Genomic DNA, 13,988 nt, shown 5'->3' on the forward strand with positions numbered 1-13,988 from the left:
CAGGTTATTTTTTCTTTTCAAAGACCACTACTGTTAACGGCTCTAGCGATAGTGCGCTTTGTTGTAAGCGCTTTTCATTTGTCACTAGTATATCATATTTTTCATGGTCTGTCATGCTAATTTTCACGTTTTTTCCAATAATATTGAAAATTATTTTAAAAGAACGCTCATCTTTAGTTGTGAAACTAATAAATCCTGAACCATGTTCTGCAGTTTCAACATAAACATGGTTTAAAATATCATCAAATGTTTGATAAGAAAAGCCACTAACGCTTGTTTTCAGTTGAATAATCTGACGGATAAACTCAATACTGGCTTTATAAATAGTCACATTATTCCAATTGACTTGGTTCACTTGGTCTGGAGCATTGTAACTATTCATCGCTCGCTCTTTATCTTCTTGAGTCAACTCAGCATTTTCACCTGTTGGAAAGAGTTTGGTGCGTAAAAATTCTTGCCCCAACTCCATAAAGCTCATCCCTTGCATCAAAAGATTCATAGCTGTTGCGACTTCTACACGTCTAATATGGACATCTTGATTATCATCAGGATTGAGCTCTAAGAAAAGATCGTTTAAATTATAATTATCGTGGGCTTCTACATAATTTAAGACCTGACTTGGCGTTAGATAAGGAGATAACTCACCACTTCCCAAAATAGCTTTAGCCACTTTATCTTCTGTTGCCTCTCCAGAAACAAAACCTTTTTTGAAGTCTCCATAAACTTCCGCTCCTTTAACAGCATCCCTTTGATCATCATTAAAGAAGCCAATTCTTGGCATCTGAGAGGCATTTCCTTTTTTAGCCTTATCTTCTGGCATGAGGCCTGTTCCCATATCCCAACCTTCTCCATAAAGAAGAATATTAGGATCAATAGCATCAACAGCCTTTCTAATCGCATTCATCGTTTCCACATCATGTATCCCCATCAGATCGAAACGAAAGCCGTCAATATTATACTCCTCAATCCAATATAAAATGGAGTCGATCATATATTTTCTAAACATCTCTTTCTCACTAGCCGTTTCATTACCAACGCCTGTTCCATTTTGGAAAGAGCCGTCAGGATTCATACGATAGTAATAATCAGGAACGGATAGTTGGAAAGCAGAATCTCGAGAAGAATAGGTATGATTATAAACCACATCCATAATGACGCCAATTCCAGCATCGTGATAGGCTTGAATCATCTGCTTTAACTCTAAAATACGGACAGAAGGGGCATGAGGATTTGAGGTAAAACTCGCTTCGGGAACATTATAATTTTCTGGATCGTATCCCCAATTATAAGCATAGTCACCATTTTCATCAATTATCTGGTGATGATCAAATAATGGCTGAAACTGAACATAATTAATGCCTAACTGCTTGACATAATCAAAGGCAGTTTTATCCCCGTAAATATTCTTAGTCCCTGTTTCGATAGCACCTAAAAACTTACCACGATTCTCCAATCGAACACCTGACGTCTCAGACTTTGTAAAATCTCTGACATGCATCTCATAAATAACCGCTTGGTTAGGATTGGCTAAACGCCATGTCGCCTCTGCACCATGCTTGACTGAAAAACCTTCTGGCACTAAATCCGCTTTATCAATGACAATAGATCTTCTACCATTTGCAGTGGTTGCAATAGCATAAGGGTCTCTTGTGTCTCTAAAAGTTCGTTTTCGGTAATAGACACGGTAGCAATAAGCCCTATAATTTAAATCCTCTGAAACTGTCGTAAACCAAACACCGTGAGTATTATGTGTATGATCTTCCCAATTTTCAGCATGCCCACGCTCCATTTTAACAACACGCTCAACACTAGATTTATCATCTGTAGAACTATATAAAATCAATTCTACTCTTTGAGCTGTCGGAGCCCATAGCCTAAATTCCGTCTGTTCCTTCTGATAAGAAAACCCTAGCCATCCCGAATAGCCCCATTTACGATCAAATCGATAGCTGTGTAAGGCCATATCAAAAGCATGTGGTTGACGAAAACGATAATGATGACTGGTTACCGCCGCTTGTCTGGAATAATAAACGGTATCATCCCCCTCAACAATCCAGACCTCAGCCTTTGCAATTCCATAATCTCTATGGATACAATAATCCTGTGTTTTTCTTGACCAATCTGAATTTTTCACCATCAAATAAACTTCACTTAAATGATGTTGGGCGGGGTAAGAGAGGTTAGCAACAATCCCAAAAGAATCAAAACGTGCAAAATGGCTATCCCACCCATTTTCACCTTCTATCCACTGCCAGACACTATAATCAAAGTATGAGCCTGATTGGCTATGATAATGTAGTATTACTTGGTTTTCCATCCTCATCAACCTCTTTCATCTCTATCTTTTCATCCAAATATTCGACTTCACGAACAAATTTTTGTGCAATCGCCTCCATTGCTAATTCCTCTGTATCTAGAGTAATCGCATCATCAGCAATCTCATCGGTATTGGCGATAAATTCGATATGATTATTTAAATTTCTTAATTCAACAGGTGCATCTCCTCCATACTCACCATCTAAATTAATCATTAGACGACGCGCTTTTGGATCCTGGGGTTCAATCCTCAAATAAGATGTCTTAATATATTCTAATTTACTATGACTAATATGTCGTCCACCATTTAACATCAAACCAATGATATGGGTAAGTTCAATCAGGTTAGCAGTTTTTACTAGAATTAAAGTGAACTTTCCATCATCTAATTTAGCATCAGGAGCAATGGTTTCAAATCCCCCTACTGAATTTGTCAAGGCCACAAAAATCATAGAGACTTCATCTTCAACAACACCATGGTCATGAAAAATTTTGACAGGTACATTTTGCACCCTAGGCAAGAGCTCTGCCCCTTTAACCAAATAAGCTAAATAGCCAAATACACTTTTAAGCTGACTAGGAACGCTATAGGTTAGCTCTGTCAAACTGCCTGCCGCGGCAATATTAATAAAATATTTTCCTCGATCTGTCTGACCAATATCCATTAAAATGGTTTGTTGTTTCCCAATCAATTTAGCAGCTTCAATAGGATTCCCCCTTGGAACCTTTAAAGCACGAGCAAAATCATTGGTTGTTCCCATTGGAATAATGGCCATTTTGGGCCGCTTTTTCAAAGGAGCGATACCAGAAACCACTTCATTAATTGTTCCGTCACCACCAGCTGCAATGACTAAATCAAAACCAGCTAAACCCGCACGCTTAGCCTCTTTCATAGCTGAATGAGGTTCAGGAGTTGTCTGAAAAGCAGAGGATTCATAACCAAAGCCTTCCAAAATATCTAAAACATCTGCCACACTTTTTTTCATCAATTCCTTACCCGATGTTGGGTTATAAATCAAACGAGCACGTAATCTATGTTTTTCCATTTATTTTCCTCGATACTTAAAGACTTGCTAACCATGATTCATCGCGAATCTCAATGCCGAGCCCCTGTGCTTTTTCAAGTTTTGAACCAGCATCTATCCCTGCTACTAAAAGGTCTGTCTTTTTAGAAACACTAGACGTGACCTTAGCTCCTAAACGTTCTAGTTTGTCCTTAGCTTCACTTCTTTTTAGTGTGGTCAACTTCCCAGTCAAGACAACGGTTAAACCTGAAAGCATGGTATCACTGGCTACTTTTTGTCCTAAGTAAGTGAGATTAACCCCTACTTCTTCTAGTTCTTCTAAGAGTGTTTGACTACCTTGTGTTGCAAAATAAGTTGCTAAAGACTCCGCAACAGCCATCCCTAAACCATCAATTTCAGCAATCTTTTCTTTCTCAGCTTGAACCAGTACTGAAATAGAGCCAAATTCCTCCAAAAGTTGCTTACTGACCTTAGCACCAACATGGCGAATCCCTAAACCAAATAATAACTTTTCAGCAGAATTTGCTTTAGAAGATTGAATCGCATCATAAAACTTCTGAGCAGATTTTTCCTTAACACCATCTAGTTGCAAGAAATCTTCAACTTTTAATTGATAAAGGTCTGCCACATCATGAATCAAACCAGCTTGATAAAGTTTTTCCATTACTGATGGGCCTAAACCAACGATATTCATCGCATCTCGACTAGCAAAATGTTCTAGACGTGCTAAAATTTGACTAGGACAAAGTGGGTTAATACAGCGTAGAGCGACCTCATCATCATAATGTTGTAGCTGACTTTGACAAGATGGACATTGTTGCGGAATCAACATGGGTTCTTGTTGAGCACGCTTAGACATGACCACATTTAAAACTGCTGGGATAATATCGCCTGCTTTATACACCACTACCGTATCTCCGATGCGGATATCTTTTTCTGCAATATAATCCACATTGTGTAGCGTGGCACGACTTACTGTTGTCCCTGCTAACTGTACCGGCGTAAGATTAGCGGTTGGTGTGACAACACCTGTTCGTCCAACAGTCCAATCCACTGATAAGATTTCTGTTTCCTTTTCTTCAGCAGGAAATTTATAAGCTACGGCCCAACGTGGGGCTTTAACAGTAAATCCTAGCTCCTCTTGCATAGCTAAGTCATTTACTTTAATCACGATGCCGTCAATATCGTAAGGCAGTTGATCTCGTTTATTTTGAATATCTTGGATAAAAGCCCAAATATCAGCCATATTCGATGAAACAAGACGAATGGGATTAACCTCAAATCCTAAGTGTTCAAATTGCTGCAAAACAGCTTCTTGGCTAACTTGATCTGTAGGTCCTGCCTCTTGGTACAAGAAAGTTGCCAGATTTCTTTTAGCCACTACTCCTGTATCTAGCTGACGAAGTGTCCCTGCTGCAGCGTTTCTTGGGTTGGCAAACTCCGCCTCACCATTGGCTTGACGCTCTAAGTTGATCTTATCAAAAGAAGCTTTTGGTAAATAACACTCCCCACGTACAGTGATATCGATTGGCTCAGTCAGAGTAAGAGGAATATCACGAACACGTTTTAAGTTTTCTGTAATGTCCTCACCCACACGACCATCTCCCCGTGTTGCACCTACGCTTAGAACTCCCGAAGTATAGGTCAAAGAAATCGATAGACCATCAATTTTTAATTCTGCTAAGTAAGATGCCTTTGGAAATTCTTTTTTCACCCTTTGATCAAATGCCTCTAATTCGTCACGCGAAAAAGCATCCTGCAATGAAAACAGAGGATAGAGGTGTTCATGTTTTCTAAAGCCCTCTAAGACAAGCCCTCCTACTCGGTGAGTCGGACTATCTGGCAAAATCTCATCAGGATAAGCTTCTTCCAAGGCTACCAATTCACGATACAACTGATCATATTGCGCATCAGAAACGGTGGGCTTGTCAAGTGTATAGTATTCTTTGGCGTACTGATTTAAGCGGTCCACCAATTTTTTCATTTGATTCTTCATATCTTTTATTTTAACATATTTTACCGTTTCAAAATAAAAAAGTCTTCCAAATTTGGAAGTTTTTTAGCGAATTTTAAGCCTCAAAATCAATTCGTTGAGATAATTTTTCAATCACTATAGCACCAATCAAAAGTGAAGCTAACTCTCCTATCGCAGTGGTAAACCAAGTCAAAAGAAAAGGAAGACCTGCAATCACTTTTAACTCCAAGGCTATGGTAAACATAGAGGCTGCGAAAAAGAAAGAAAAGTAAACAAAGGCTTTGTTAAGTAAGCCACTATACAATTGTTCTTGACGATAGCGTCCAAAAAGATAAACTCCCAAGGTCACAAACAATAGCGTTGACCCTCCTCCGACAAAGACATCTAACCAACCATAGGTAAAAAAGTTGGCAATCATACAGCCTAGAGTCACTGCAATAATATACTTACGATGATAAAAAGCAAGGAAGTTTAACATCTCAGATACACGAAACTGATATGCTCCATAACTAATAGCATTTAAAGGAGGCGTCACGGTCAATACAACATAAAGTGCAGCTACAATGGCAATCTGAGTGAGATCTTTTACTGATAATTTCATAATTCTCCTTTAGCGGTCATGCCGCGTCTAATATGCTTGGTGAAAGGGAAATAAGCACCAAGGGTTGCTCTAGCAACGTTATCTAGTATAGCATATTTTTTATTTTTTTGATATAGTATCCTTATGAAAAAATTTATATCTAGTGAAGTTTTTAAATATCTCTTTTTTGGAGTTCTAGCAACCCTCGTCTATATGGTAACGCGCATGGCTTTCTTTGCTATCACACATCAAGCTACTCTTTCAGCCGTTATTGCAAATATAACCGCTGTTGTCTTTGCATTTTTCACCAACGACTATTTCGTCTTTAACCAAGTTAGGACAGGCTGGATGGGGCGCTTTGTCAAGTTTTTTGTGGCACGACTCTCAACACTGGCCTTAGATCTTGTTTTAGCTTATCTTTTAGTTGAGCGATTCCCACAAATTATCGGACAATTTGTTAACAACAATCTACAAGTCGTCAATGCGATTGAAACCTTATTTGCACAAGTTTTAATTATCGTTTTAAATTATATCATCAGTAAACTACTCATTTTCAAGGATAAGCATTAAAGAGGATGGAACACCCATCCTCTTTTTGTCTATTTTTATAACCAATTTTTCTCTTGAGCAATCAAGAGAGCATCTGTGCGATTATGGGCATTAAGTTTTGTCATTAGGCTGGTAACGTAGTTTCTGACAGTACCATTTGATAAAAACAACTCTTTTGCAATTTCTTGATTGGACAAGCCTCGTGCAATGCCTTGTAGAACCTCTCTTTCTCTTTGGCTGAGGGGATTACTTGAAAAAGCCATTTCATCAACCAATTCAGGAGAATAGTCTTTCTGACCAGATAAGACCTTATGGATAGTGGTCATCAGCTCCGTAGTTGACCGATCTTTTAAGACATAAGCATCTACTTGCGCTTTTAGCGCTCTTGTAAAGTAGCCTGTACGCTTAAAGGTTGTGACAATCACGACTTTCATCTCTTTATGTGCTCTAATCCACTCTAAGACCTCTAGACCTGTCATCTTAGGCATTTCAACATCCAAAATCGCCACATCTACCTCTTCTTTTTCTAGTAAGCTAATGGCTTCTTGACCATTTCCTGCTTGAAAAACAGCGTCAACATCGTCTTCCATCAATAAGAGTTGACAAAGAGCATCTCGCAACATTGATTGGTCTTCTGCTACCAATAATTTCATCTCCTACTCCTTTCTAAAAGGAAGGCTGAGGCGTACACAAGTTGGATGGTGGCGTGAGAGAACCTCTACCTCTCCTTTGATTAAGGCCAAACGATTTTTTAGCGACTGCAGTTCATCCTCGCTTTGACTGGAAAAACCTTGACCATCATCTGCCATCTCAACTATCAACTGATCCCCCTCATCTGCTAGGCTCAGTATTGCTTGATGAGCAGAGGCGTGTTTGATGACATTATTAGCCAACTCACGCACCATCATGGTTAGACTAGATTGAAGGACTGGAGAGAGGTTTTGGCTGTCATAATCTTTTTTGATTACCAGCTCAATCTCTGCTAGTTCAAAAACTTGTCGCAAGCTTTCTAGTTCTTCATCGAGACTTCTATATTTTAGTTGATTGACAATCGTTCTGACGTCAACCATACTTTTTCTACTTGTTGCATTTAAATCGGATAACTCCTTTTTAACCGCCTCAAGATTTCCTTTGTCCAATTGCTTTAAGGCTAATTCCGTTTTAAGGGTCATCGTAGCAAAAACATGACCCAATGTATCATGAAGATCTTGTCCGATACGGTTGCGTTCATTTTCGGCAATCAAGAGATTGATAGAAGCGTTTTGCTCTTGCAGTTTTTGCTCTGCTTTTTCCTTAGACAATTGCATCCGTCCACCAAAAAACATGGCTAAAGCAAAGGCATGAAGAATAAACATAAAAAGAGTTATATCTAGACTGTAAGGACCAACCATACTCCATATCAACAAACTAGTTAATAAAATACCATAAGACACCGTTCGATAAGTCCACTTATCCTCACTATAGTGCCATGTCAAGAGATTTGAGAGATTAAAGAGAAATAGGGAAAATTGAATATTACCCGCAAAACTCATATAAGCAATGTAGGCTAAGAGGTAAATCCAGGCTACCTTTTCATAAGTGTGATTTTGTGTATAAAGTAGCGAGATATAAACACCACCAAACATCACCGTCGCAAATACAATAAAAGGATAAATGGCTAAGTGAGCCGTATAATATAAAGGAAAAACCAGAAAAAGCAAGCCCAAGAAATACATGGGCGAGACTTTTCTTTTCTGAAACACGCTACTTCACCTCGCTTCTTTTCTTAATCACCATTGCTGTTCCTAAGAAAATTATGGCATAAATCAGCACAATAAACAAGGACTTCCAGATAAAATCATGCTTTTCTGCATAAGTGACAACCAAGTGATTAACATGATAACCTGGTGTCAGACGACAAATCTCTTGAACCCAGTCTGGAAAAAGGCTAATTGGCATCCAAGATCCGCCCATAATCGCTAAGACAAAGTAAGTCAAATTAGCAACAACTGACATGGTTTGCTCAGATTTAAAGAGGCTTAACAACAAGCCCAAGGCTAGATACATGAGAGAGGTTATCAGCAGTAAAATAGCTGACACCAACCACCTCTCTCCTGTCATACGCACCTCTCTTACTAAAGCACCAACTAAAAAGACAGCCATAATAGAGCAGATGAAACAAAGATAAACACGAAAGAGTTTGGACAGATAATAACGAGGCAGGCTAAGAGGAGAGTGCTCAATAAAAGACAGCCAGTTATTTTTTCGATCCTCTGATAACATCATAGGAAAGGTAAACAGTGCAAAACCTGACATCGAAAAAGCTGTCATGGTCAGCATATAAGATTGCACAAAGGCTTTTTGAGCTACTGGATCATCTAGTTGTACTGTTGATGAAAAAATCAAAAAGAAAACCAAAGGCATCCCTATAGATAAGAGAAAGGTTCCTAAACTTCTAGATAATTTTATTCCCTCAATTTTTAATAATGGTAGCATGATTGCTCCTCCCTTGTCTGATCAAATAAAGTATTAAGCAGGGTTTTATTTTGTACTTCTATATCTGAAATACGGCAACCTCTGGCTTGTAAGGCAGCCCAAACGGTCTCAATTTCTTTTGTTTTAAAACAAAGTCGATCTTGCTTGATGACCTGATCATAAACCCACTCTGGTCGAATGACATCTGAGAAACGCCGATCAACAGTCACTTCTTTTTCATTTTCTTCACTGCGCATAGCATGAGGTGTCGTGTCTCGCCACAACTTCCCTTGATGCAACACCAAGATACGATCTGCTGTATGCTCCACCTCTTCGATATAATGGCTGGAATAAAAGATCGTAACACCTTGCTCTTTCAAGTCAGCAATAATCCCCCAAAAGCGTTGACGAGTAGTGGTGTCCATACCTGCTGTCGGCTCATCTAAAAAAAGAATTTTAGGTTTACCAATCAAGCAAAGAACAAACGCTAACAAACGCCTTTGCCCCCCTGATAATTTTTGTGACAATTGATTTTTTTGCTCTTCAGAGAAACAAAGTAAGGCGTCTATCTCACCATCCGTCAAACTATCTTTATAAATGGCTTGAAAGAATGATAAAAGTTCTTTCACTTTTAAATCTTCTGGTATCTTATTTTCCTGTGGGAGAACAGCAACTGAAGCCTTATTGGGAGCAGATTTTGGATTATCTCGGTTTAACAAAACCTGCCCAGCACTTAGTTGCTTATCTCCTAATAAACAGTCCATCAAGGTCGTTTTCCCCGCACCATTTGGACCAATCAAAGCGACACATTCACCTCTACTAATCTCAAAGGAAATCTGATTTAAAATCACTTTTCCTTTGATCACTTTTTTTAGATTTTCTACCCGTATCATGACTAGCTCCTCCTCTGACTTTTCCTTATCGACACTATTAGTATAGCGCTATTGAACACCAAGGATTAGGCCTATCTGTCATGACATCATATGACAAAAGTCATAAAAAAAGTGACTACCTATTTGGTAATCACTCCTTATTATCACTGTTACGTCTTGCTTGAATAAGTTCTCGAACATCTCCTCGTCTAAGAGTGAACTCTTCCTCAAACCGTCGTTGATAAGTGGCATTAAAAATAGCCCCCATAATCAGCACGCGCGCGAAAAAAATGGACCAAATCATAATCGCAAATGTTGTAATCGATCCAAAATTTCGTAAGTTCACCATACGATTTAAGGTATAGTTGACATATTGTCCAAAAAGACTTGTCGTAAAGACCAAAACAAAACTTGAAAAAATGGTCCCAGGTAAAATATAGTGCCACTTTCTAATCTTAACATTTGGTAAGAGATAGTAAAGAAAAGCCAACATGATAAATAAAATGGCGATAGTAGCTGGCTGAGCAAAGTGCATCAAGATGGAATACATTTTAGAATCCAATTGCAATCGGCTATGAATTAGACCTAAAATAGTTTTGCCAAAGGTTGATAACACAATAGCTGAACTTAGAAGAACCACAACCCCTACACTAACTACCAAACCAATAGCATAAGAAACAATAAAATCTCTGTGGTCTTGAACATCATAAGCTTTATTAAAGGATTGTTGTAAAAAGTTTAGCGATCGTGACATGGTCCAAAAACCAGTCACTAATGACAACCATAAAAAACCACTAGAAGGTTGATCAAAAATGCCTCGGATAATATTAGCAATACTTCCATAGAGTTGTTTCGGAAGATTATCTCTTAAAAATAAAAGCAGATCAGAAGTATCAATATTCAGATAGGGAAAAATATTGGCTAACAGAATCAGAAAAGGAAAGATGGTCAATAATAGATAGTAAGCAACAGCAATACTAGATAGGCTCATCTCTGAACTTTTATAATAGCCAAAAAAAGCTCGAATAGACTGACTAGTACGAATTCTTACAATAAAGCTTTTCACATCTTCTCCCTGCTATTAGTAAGTCCCTTCTTCTCCCTGACTTGTCAGAATGACAGGACCTTCTTTTGTAATAACAAACTGGTGTTCATATTGACAAGATAAACCACCATCAAGTGTTTTATGGGCCCAACCTGTCTTCAAGTCAGTATCAATTTCCCAAGTTCCCGTGTTGATCATAGGCTCAATTGTTAAGACCATTCCCTCACGCAGACGCAATCCACGACCTGCCACCCCATAGTTTGGTACCATAGGCTCTTCATGCATCGTTGGACCAACTCCGTGTCCTACAAGGTCACGCACGACACCATAACCACGGCTTTCAGCATATTCTTGAATGGCCGCTCCGATATCACCAATTCGATTACCTACAACTGCTTGTTCAATCCCTTTATACATGGCTTCTTTAGTCACAGCCATCAAGTCTTTCACCTCATCTGAAACTTGACCTACTGCATAAGCCCAACAAGAATCTGCTAAACCACCCGAATAATCTTCGGTATATTTTTTCATCTCTTTGACATTATCAAAGTTAAGTTTTGACACATCAAGGATAGACTTATCTAAAGGCTCACTGAGAACCATATCCACTTTTAAAAGATCACCTTCTTTTAAAATGTAGTGTCTTGGGAAAGCATGCGCTACTTCATCATTTAAACCACAGCACGTTGCATAAGGATAATCCATAATATGCCCATCAACACCTATTTGAAGTGGCAGAACATTTTCTTCCTTACAACGTCTGCGGACGTACTCTTCAACTTCCCACATATCAACACCAGGTTTAATCAAATCACGTAAGCCAATATGGATACTAGCAAGAAAATCTCCTGCTCTATCCATTGCTTCAATTTCACGCGCTGATTTTAATGTAATCATAGTTTTTTATTCGCTCCTATTTCTAATTCAACTTTGTTGTGACAATAGCTTTAAAAACAATTTGACGCCCTTGATAAATCTCAAAATCCAAGGTAGCATTTTTTCTAGTTCGTGCAATGACTTTAGGATAAATCTGCAAATCATCGTCAATCTGAACAGCCTGTAAAAAGTATAACATCATTTGTTCAATAATGACATTCTTTTGTTGTTTTTTGGTTAAAACACGAATCGTAATTTCTTTTAAATATTCCGTTAAAATCCCTTGAGACAAATTGCCCGTACTATCCACCATTGATGGTGTGATGGTAAACGAAAAATGAGCACTTGCATCATCTACTTTTAAATGAGAGACAATCTCCTCACTAAAAGTCGGTAAATTTTTTTCCTGGAGATTCTTTAACTCAGCCATAACCTTTCGACGCGTCACAACCCCTAACAGCTTTCCGTTATTAGCGACAACTGGTAACATCTGAAAATCATCTAACAACATTTTTTGGCTAACACTAGCTAAACTAACATCAAAATAAGTTACAATAGGATTGCGAGTCATCAACTTATCAAGAGTCACACTAGCCTCTTTTCCTGTGACATCCCGCATACTAATCATCCCTACAACCATCTCATGTTGATTTAAAACAGGAAAACGCACCTGATTCAGCTTTCTGACCAACTGATGAAAATCTCTAACAGTATCTGTTTCAAATAAATAACCCGCCTCAAATTTAGGGATTAAGATTTCTTCAACTGTCTTTAAATCTGTTTTTATACGAATATCAGACAAGGCGCTATTAATCATTCTAGCAACGGTAAAGGTGTCAAAATGACTAATCATAATTGGAATCGATAAACGATTGGCGATAGCCTTAGCTTTATCCGATACTTCAAATCCACCTGTCACTAAGATGGCATTCCCATGCTCTAAAGCAAAAATTTGAACATCTTCTCTATCGCCAACAATCAGCAACCCTGAGCTAGTCAAGTAACGACCTATATTTTCTAATGTCATAGCAGCAATGGCGAAATGACTAAATTCACGCTCTAACCCTGCATTTCCCGCCACCAAATCTGCGCTACAAACCTCTAAAATTTTAGCATAGGTCAGTTTATCAGATGATAGCTGATTTTTAGTTTGAATACGAATGGTTCCACTACGCGGACGTGTTTCAACAAGACCACGACTCTCAGCTTCTTTGATTGCTCTGTAGGCTGTTCCATCACTCACCTTCAAACGATTAGAAATCCCTCTCACACTGACACGTTTACCAACTGCCAAACCCTTTAAATAGTCTAAGATTTCTTGGTGCTTACTCATCATCTGTCACCCCAGCTCTTAACTCGTAAGTCAAGTAATTCCTTATTTTATGCGTGTAACGATCACTACCCTTATAACTCCCCACCAGACGATAATGACATTTCTCAGCAACTCTTTTACTTGCAATGTTTTCTTTGTGAACAATAATATTTATTCTTGCTAACCGACAGGCTTTTAAACCTAAAAAAGAGATATTCTTGACACACTCCGTCATCAGTCCTCTTCCCCAGTAGTCACGTTTCAAAAAATAAGCTAGTTCAGCAGAGTTTTGGTTTAGATCAATCTTTTCAAACTGAATAATGCCAATTAACTCCTCTGATGCTTTCAATTCTATTCCCCATATGCCTAGAGGGGCTTTCATAAACTGTTGAACAAATAATTCATCACATTCTTGTCTAGTCTTGGGCTTTGGAAAAATAAAGGGTAACTCATCCTCAATCAACATACTAAAAAAAGAATACCGATCATCAAATCGAAGGGGTCTTAACCTAAGCACTTCTGTTTCAAAAGTGGCATACTTTGCCAATGTTAGCCAAATTGTCATGTGTTTATTATACAGGTTTTTAACGTTTTTAGTCAAATATCCCTAGAATAAAGACAAAAAGTGGTATGACTAATCATCTTATAAAAGAATTGGCTCTATAATTTCTGTAGTGGGTAAGAACACCGTGGAAATTATGGAGCCTTTTTGAATATAGAAAAAGGTCCCATATGACCTATAATGAAAAGCGACGAAACTCACATTAGAAAGGGTTCATATGGAACAACTAAATCTTATCACAAATCTTCTCAGAATTAAAGACAAAAATATCACTATCTCTAATGAATATGACCTAGGAACTCACTTAGAACTCCACGGTCACTTGGATTACACAGCCCCTAAATGCTCAAAATGCAAGGGACAAATGGCTAAATACGACTTCCAGAAAGCCTCTAAAATCCCCTACCTAGAAACTGCTGGTT

The 13,988-nt window shown here is 38.3% G+C and carries 13 protein-coding genes, 1 pseudogene and 1 riboswitch; of the genes and pseudogenes, 2 read left to right on the forward strand and 12 right to left on the reverse strand.

From position 1 onward, the window contains the following. Nucleotides 1-4 precede the first annotated feature (4 nt). The 4 genes from pulA to ACVRWY_RS00475 form a co-directional block, all read right to left on the reverse strand. On the reverse strand, nt 5-2,317 hold the full coding sequence (pulA, locus tag ACVRWY_RS00460; RefSeq protein WP_354366922.1) for a type I pullulanase: 2,313 nt from the start codon (nt 2,315-2,317) through the stop codon (nt 5-7). Next, nucleotides 2,286-3,362, reverse strand: coding sequence for a diacylglycerol kinase family lipid kinase (locus tag ACVRWY_RS00465; protein ID WP_354366920.1), 1,077 nt, complete (start codon nt 3,360-3,362; stop codon nt 2,286-2,288). The genes pulA and ACVRWY_RS00465 overlap by 32 nt, the downstream gene beginning before the upstream one ends. Nucleotides 3,363-3,378: 16 nt before the next feature. Then, on the reverse strand, nt 3,379-5,337 hold the full coding sequence (gene ligA / locus ACVRWY_RS00470) for an NAD-dependent DNA ligase LigA (protein ID WP_354366918.1): 1,959 nt from the start codon (nt 5,335-5,337) through the stop codon (nt 3,379-3,381). A gap of 73 nt (nt 5,338-5,410) precedes the next feature. Next, a complete protein-coding gene (locus tag ACVRWY_RS00475; RefSeq protein WP_435533025.1) occupies nt 5,411-5,920 on the reverse strand; it encodes a QueT transporter family protein in 510 nt (169 codons plus the stop codon). Beyond that, nucleotides 5,915-6,012: riboswitch (PreQ1 riboswitch) on the reverse strand. (Overlaps the previous gene by 6 nt.) A gap of 28 nt (nt 6,013-6,040) precedes the next feature. Between ACVRWY_RS00475 and ACVRWY_RS00480 the strand changes: the two genes are divergently transcribed. Beyond that, nucleotides 6,041-6,466 carry a GtrA family protein gene (locus ACVRWY_RS00480; RefSeq protein WP_354366914.1) on the forward strand — a complete coding sequence of 142 codons (426 nt, stop codon included), beginning with the start codon at nt 6,041-6,043 and terminating at the stop codon, nt 6,464-6,466. Nucleotides 6,467-6,501: 35 nt separating this feature from the next. Here the strand turns inward: ACVRWY_RS00480 and ACVRWY_RS00485 are convergent, their stop codons facing one another. From ACVRWY_RS00485 to ACVRWY_RS00520, 8 genes are all read right to left on the reverse strand, one after another. Continuing rightward, the gene (locus ACVRWY_RS00485; protein WP_354366912.1) at nt 6,502-7,098 is read right to left on the reverse strand and encodes a response regulator transcription factor; all 597 of its coding nucleotides are present in this window, start codon (nt 7,096-7,098) and stop codon (nt 6,502-6,504) included. A 3-nt stretch (nt 7,099-7,101) separates the two neighbouring features. Beyond that, a complete protein-coding gene (locus ACVRWY_RS00490) occupies nt 7,102-8,187 on the reverse strand; it encodes a sensor histidine kinase (RefSeq protein ID WP_354366910.1) in 1,086 nt (361 codons plus the stop codon). A 1-nt stretch (nt 8,188) separates the two neighbouring features. Further along, nucleotides 8,189-8,920, reverse strand: a complete 732-nt coding sequence (locus tag ACVRWY_RS00495; protein ID WP_354366908.1) for an ABC transporter permease — start codon at nt 8,918-8,920, stop codon at nt 8,189-8,191. Then, complete coding sequence (locus ACVRWY_RS00500; protein WP_354366906.1) at nt 8,905-9,792, reverse strand: ABC transporter ATP-binding protein; 888 nt, start codon at nt 9,790-9,792, stop codon at nt 8,905-8,907. The genes ACVRWY_RS00495 and ACVRWY_RS00500 overlap by 16 nt, the downstream gene beginning before the upstream one ends. Nucleotides 9,793-9,922: 130 nt before the next feature. Beyond that, nucleotides 9,923-10,837: a YihY/virulence factor BrkB family protein gene (locus ACVRWY_RS00505; RefSeq protein ID WP_354366904.1), complete on the reverse strand. Its 915-nt coding sequence runs from the start codon at nt 10,835-10,837 to the stop codon at nt 9,923-9,925. A 15-nt stretch (nt 10,838-10,852) separates the two neighbouring features. Next, nucleotides 10,853-11,713, reverse strand: a complete 861-nt coding sequence (locus ACVRWY_RS00510; RefSeq protein ID WP_354366902.1) for a methionyl aminopeptidase — start codon at nt 11,711-11,713, stop codon at nt 10,853-10,855. 22 nt (nt 11,714-11,735) lie between these two features. After that, nucleotides 11,736-13,025: a CBS-HotDog domain-containing transcription factor SpxR gene (spxR, locus tag ACVRWY_RS00515; protein WP_354366900.1), complete on the reverse strand. Its 1,290-nt coding sequence runs from the start codon at nt 13,023-13,025 to the stop codon at nt 11,736-11,738. Then, complete coding sequence (locus tag ACVRWY_RS00520) at nt 13,018-13,569, reverse strand: GNAT family N-acetyltransferase (protein WP_354366898.1); 552 nt, start codon at nt 13,567-13,569, stop codon at nt 13,018-13,020. Before ACVRWY_RS00520 ends, spxR begins: the two co-directional genes overlap by 8 nt. 214 nt (nt 13,570-13,783) lie before the next feature. Here ACVRWY_RS00520 and ACVRWY_RS00525 point away from each other — a divergent pair. Next, nucleotides 13,784-13,988 (forward strand): annotated as a pseudogene (locus ACVRWY_RS00525) (ISL3 family transposase); the annotation flags it as partial.

Source organism: Streptococcus porcorum, from assembly GCF_053203725.1.

Bases quoted from the DNA above. Each gene is read 5' to 3' on its own strand.
- ACVRWY_RS00520 (WP_354366898.1), bottom strand. From the start codon at position 13,569: ATGACAATTTGGCTAACATTGGCAAAGTATGCCACTTTTGAAACAGAA.
- ACVRWY_RS00465 (WP_354366920.1), bottom strand. From the start codon at position 3,362: ATGGAAAAACATAGATTACGTGCTCGTTTGATTTATAACCCAACATCG.
- ACVRWY_RS00495 (WP_354366908.1), bottom strand. From the start codon at position 8,920: ATGCTACCATTATTAAAAATTGAGGGAATAAAATTATCTAGAAGTTTA.
- ACVRWY_RS00510 (WP_354366902.1), bottom strand. From the start codon at position 11,713: ATGATTACATTAAAATCAGCGCGTGAAATTGAAGCAATGGATAGAGCA.
- ligA (WP_354366918.1), bottom strand. From the start codon at position 5,337: ATGAAGAATCAAATGAAAAAATTGGTGGACCGCTTAAATCAGTACGCC.
- ACVRWY_RS00480 (WP_354366914.1), top strand. From the start codon at position 6,041: ATGAAAAAATTTATATCTAGTGAAGTTTTTAAATATCTCTTTTTTGGA.
- pulA (WP_354366922.1), bottom strand. From the start codon at position 2,317: ATGGAAAACCAAGTAATACTACATTATCATAGCCAATCAGGCTCATAC.
- ACVRWY_RS00485 (WP_354366912.1), bottom strand. From the start codon at position 7,098: ATGAAATTATTGGTAGCAGAAGACCAATCAATGTTGCGAGATGCTCTT.
- ACVRWY_RS00500 (WP_354366906.1), bottom strand. From the start codon at position 9,792: ATGATACGGGTAGAAAATCTAAAAAAAGTGATCAAAGGAAAAGTGATT.
- spxR (WP_354366900.1), bottom strand. From the start codon at position 13,025: ATGAGTAAGCACCAAGAAATCTTAGACTATTTAAAGGGTTTGGCAGTT.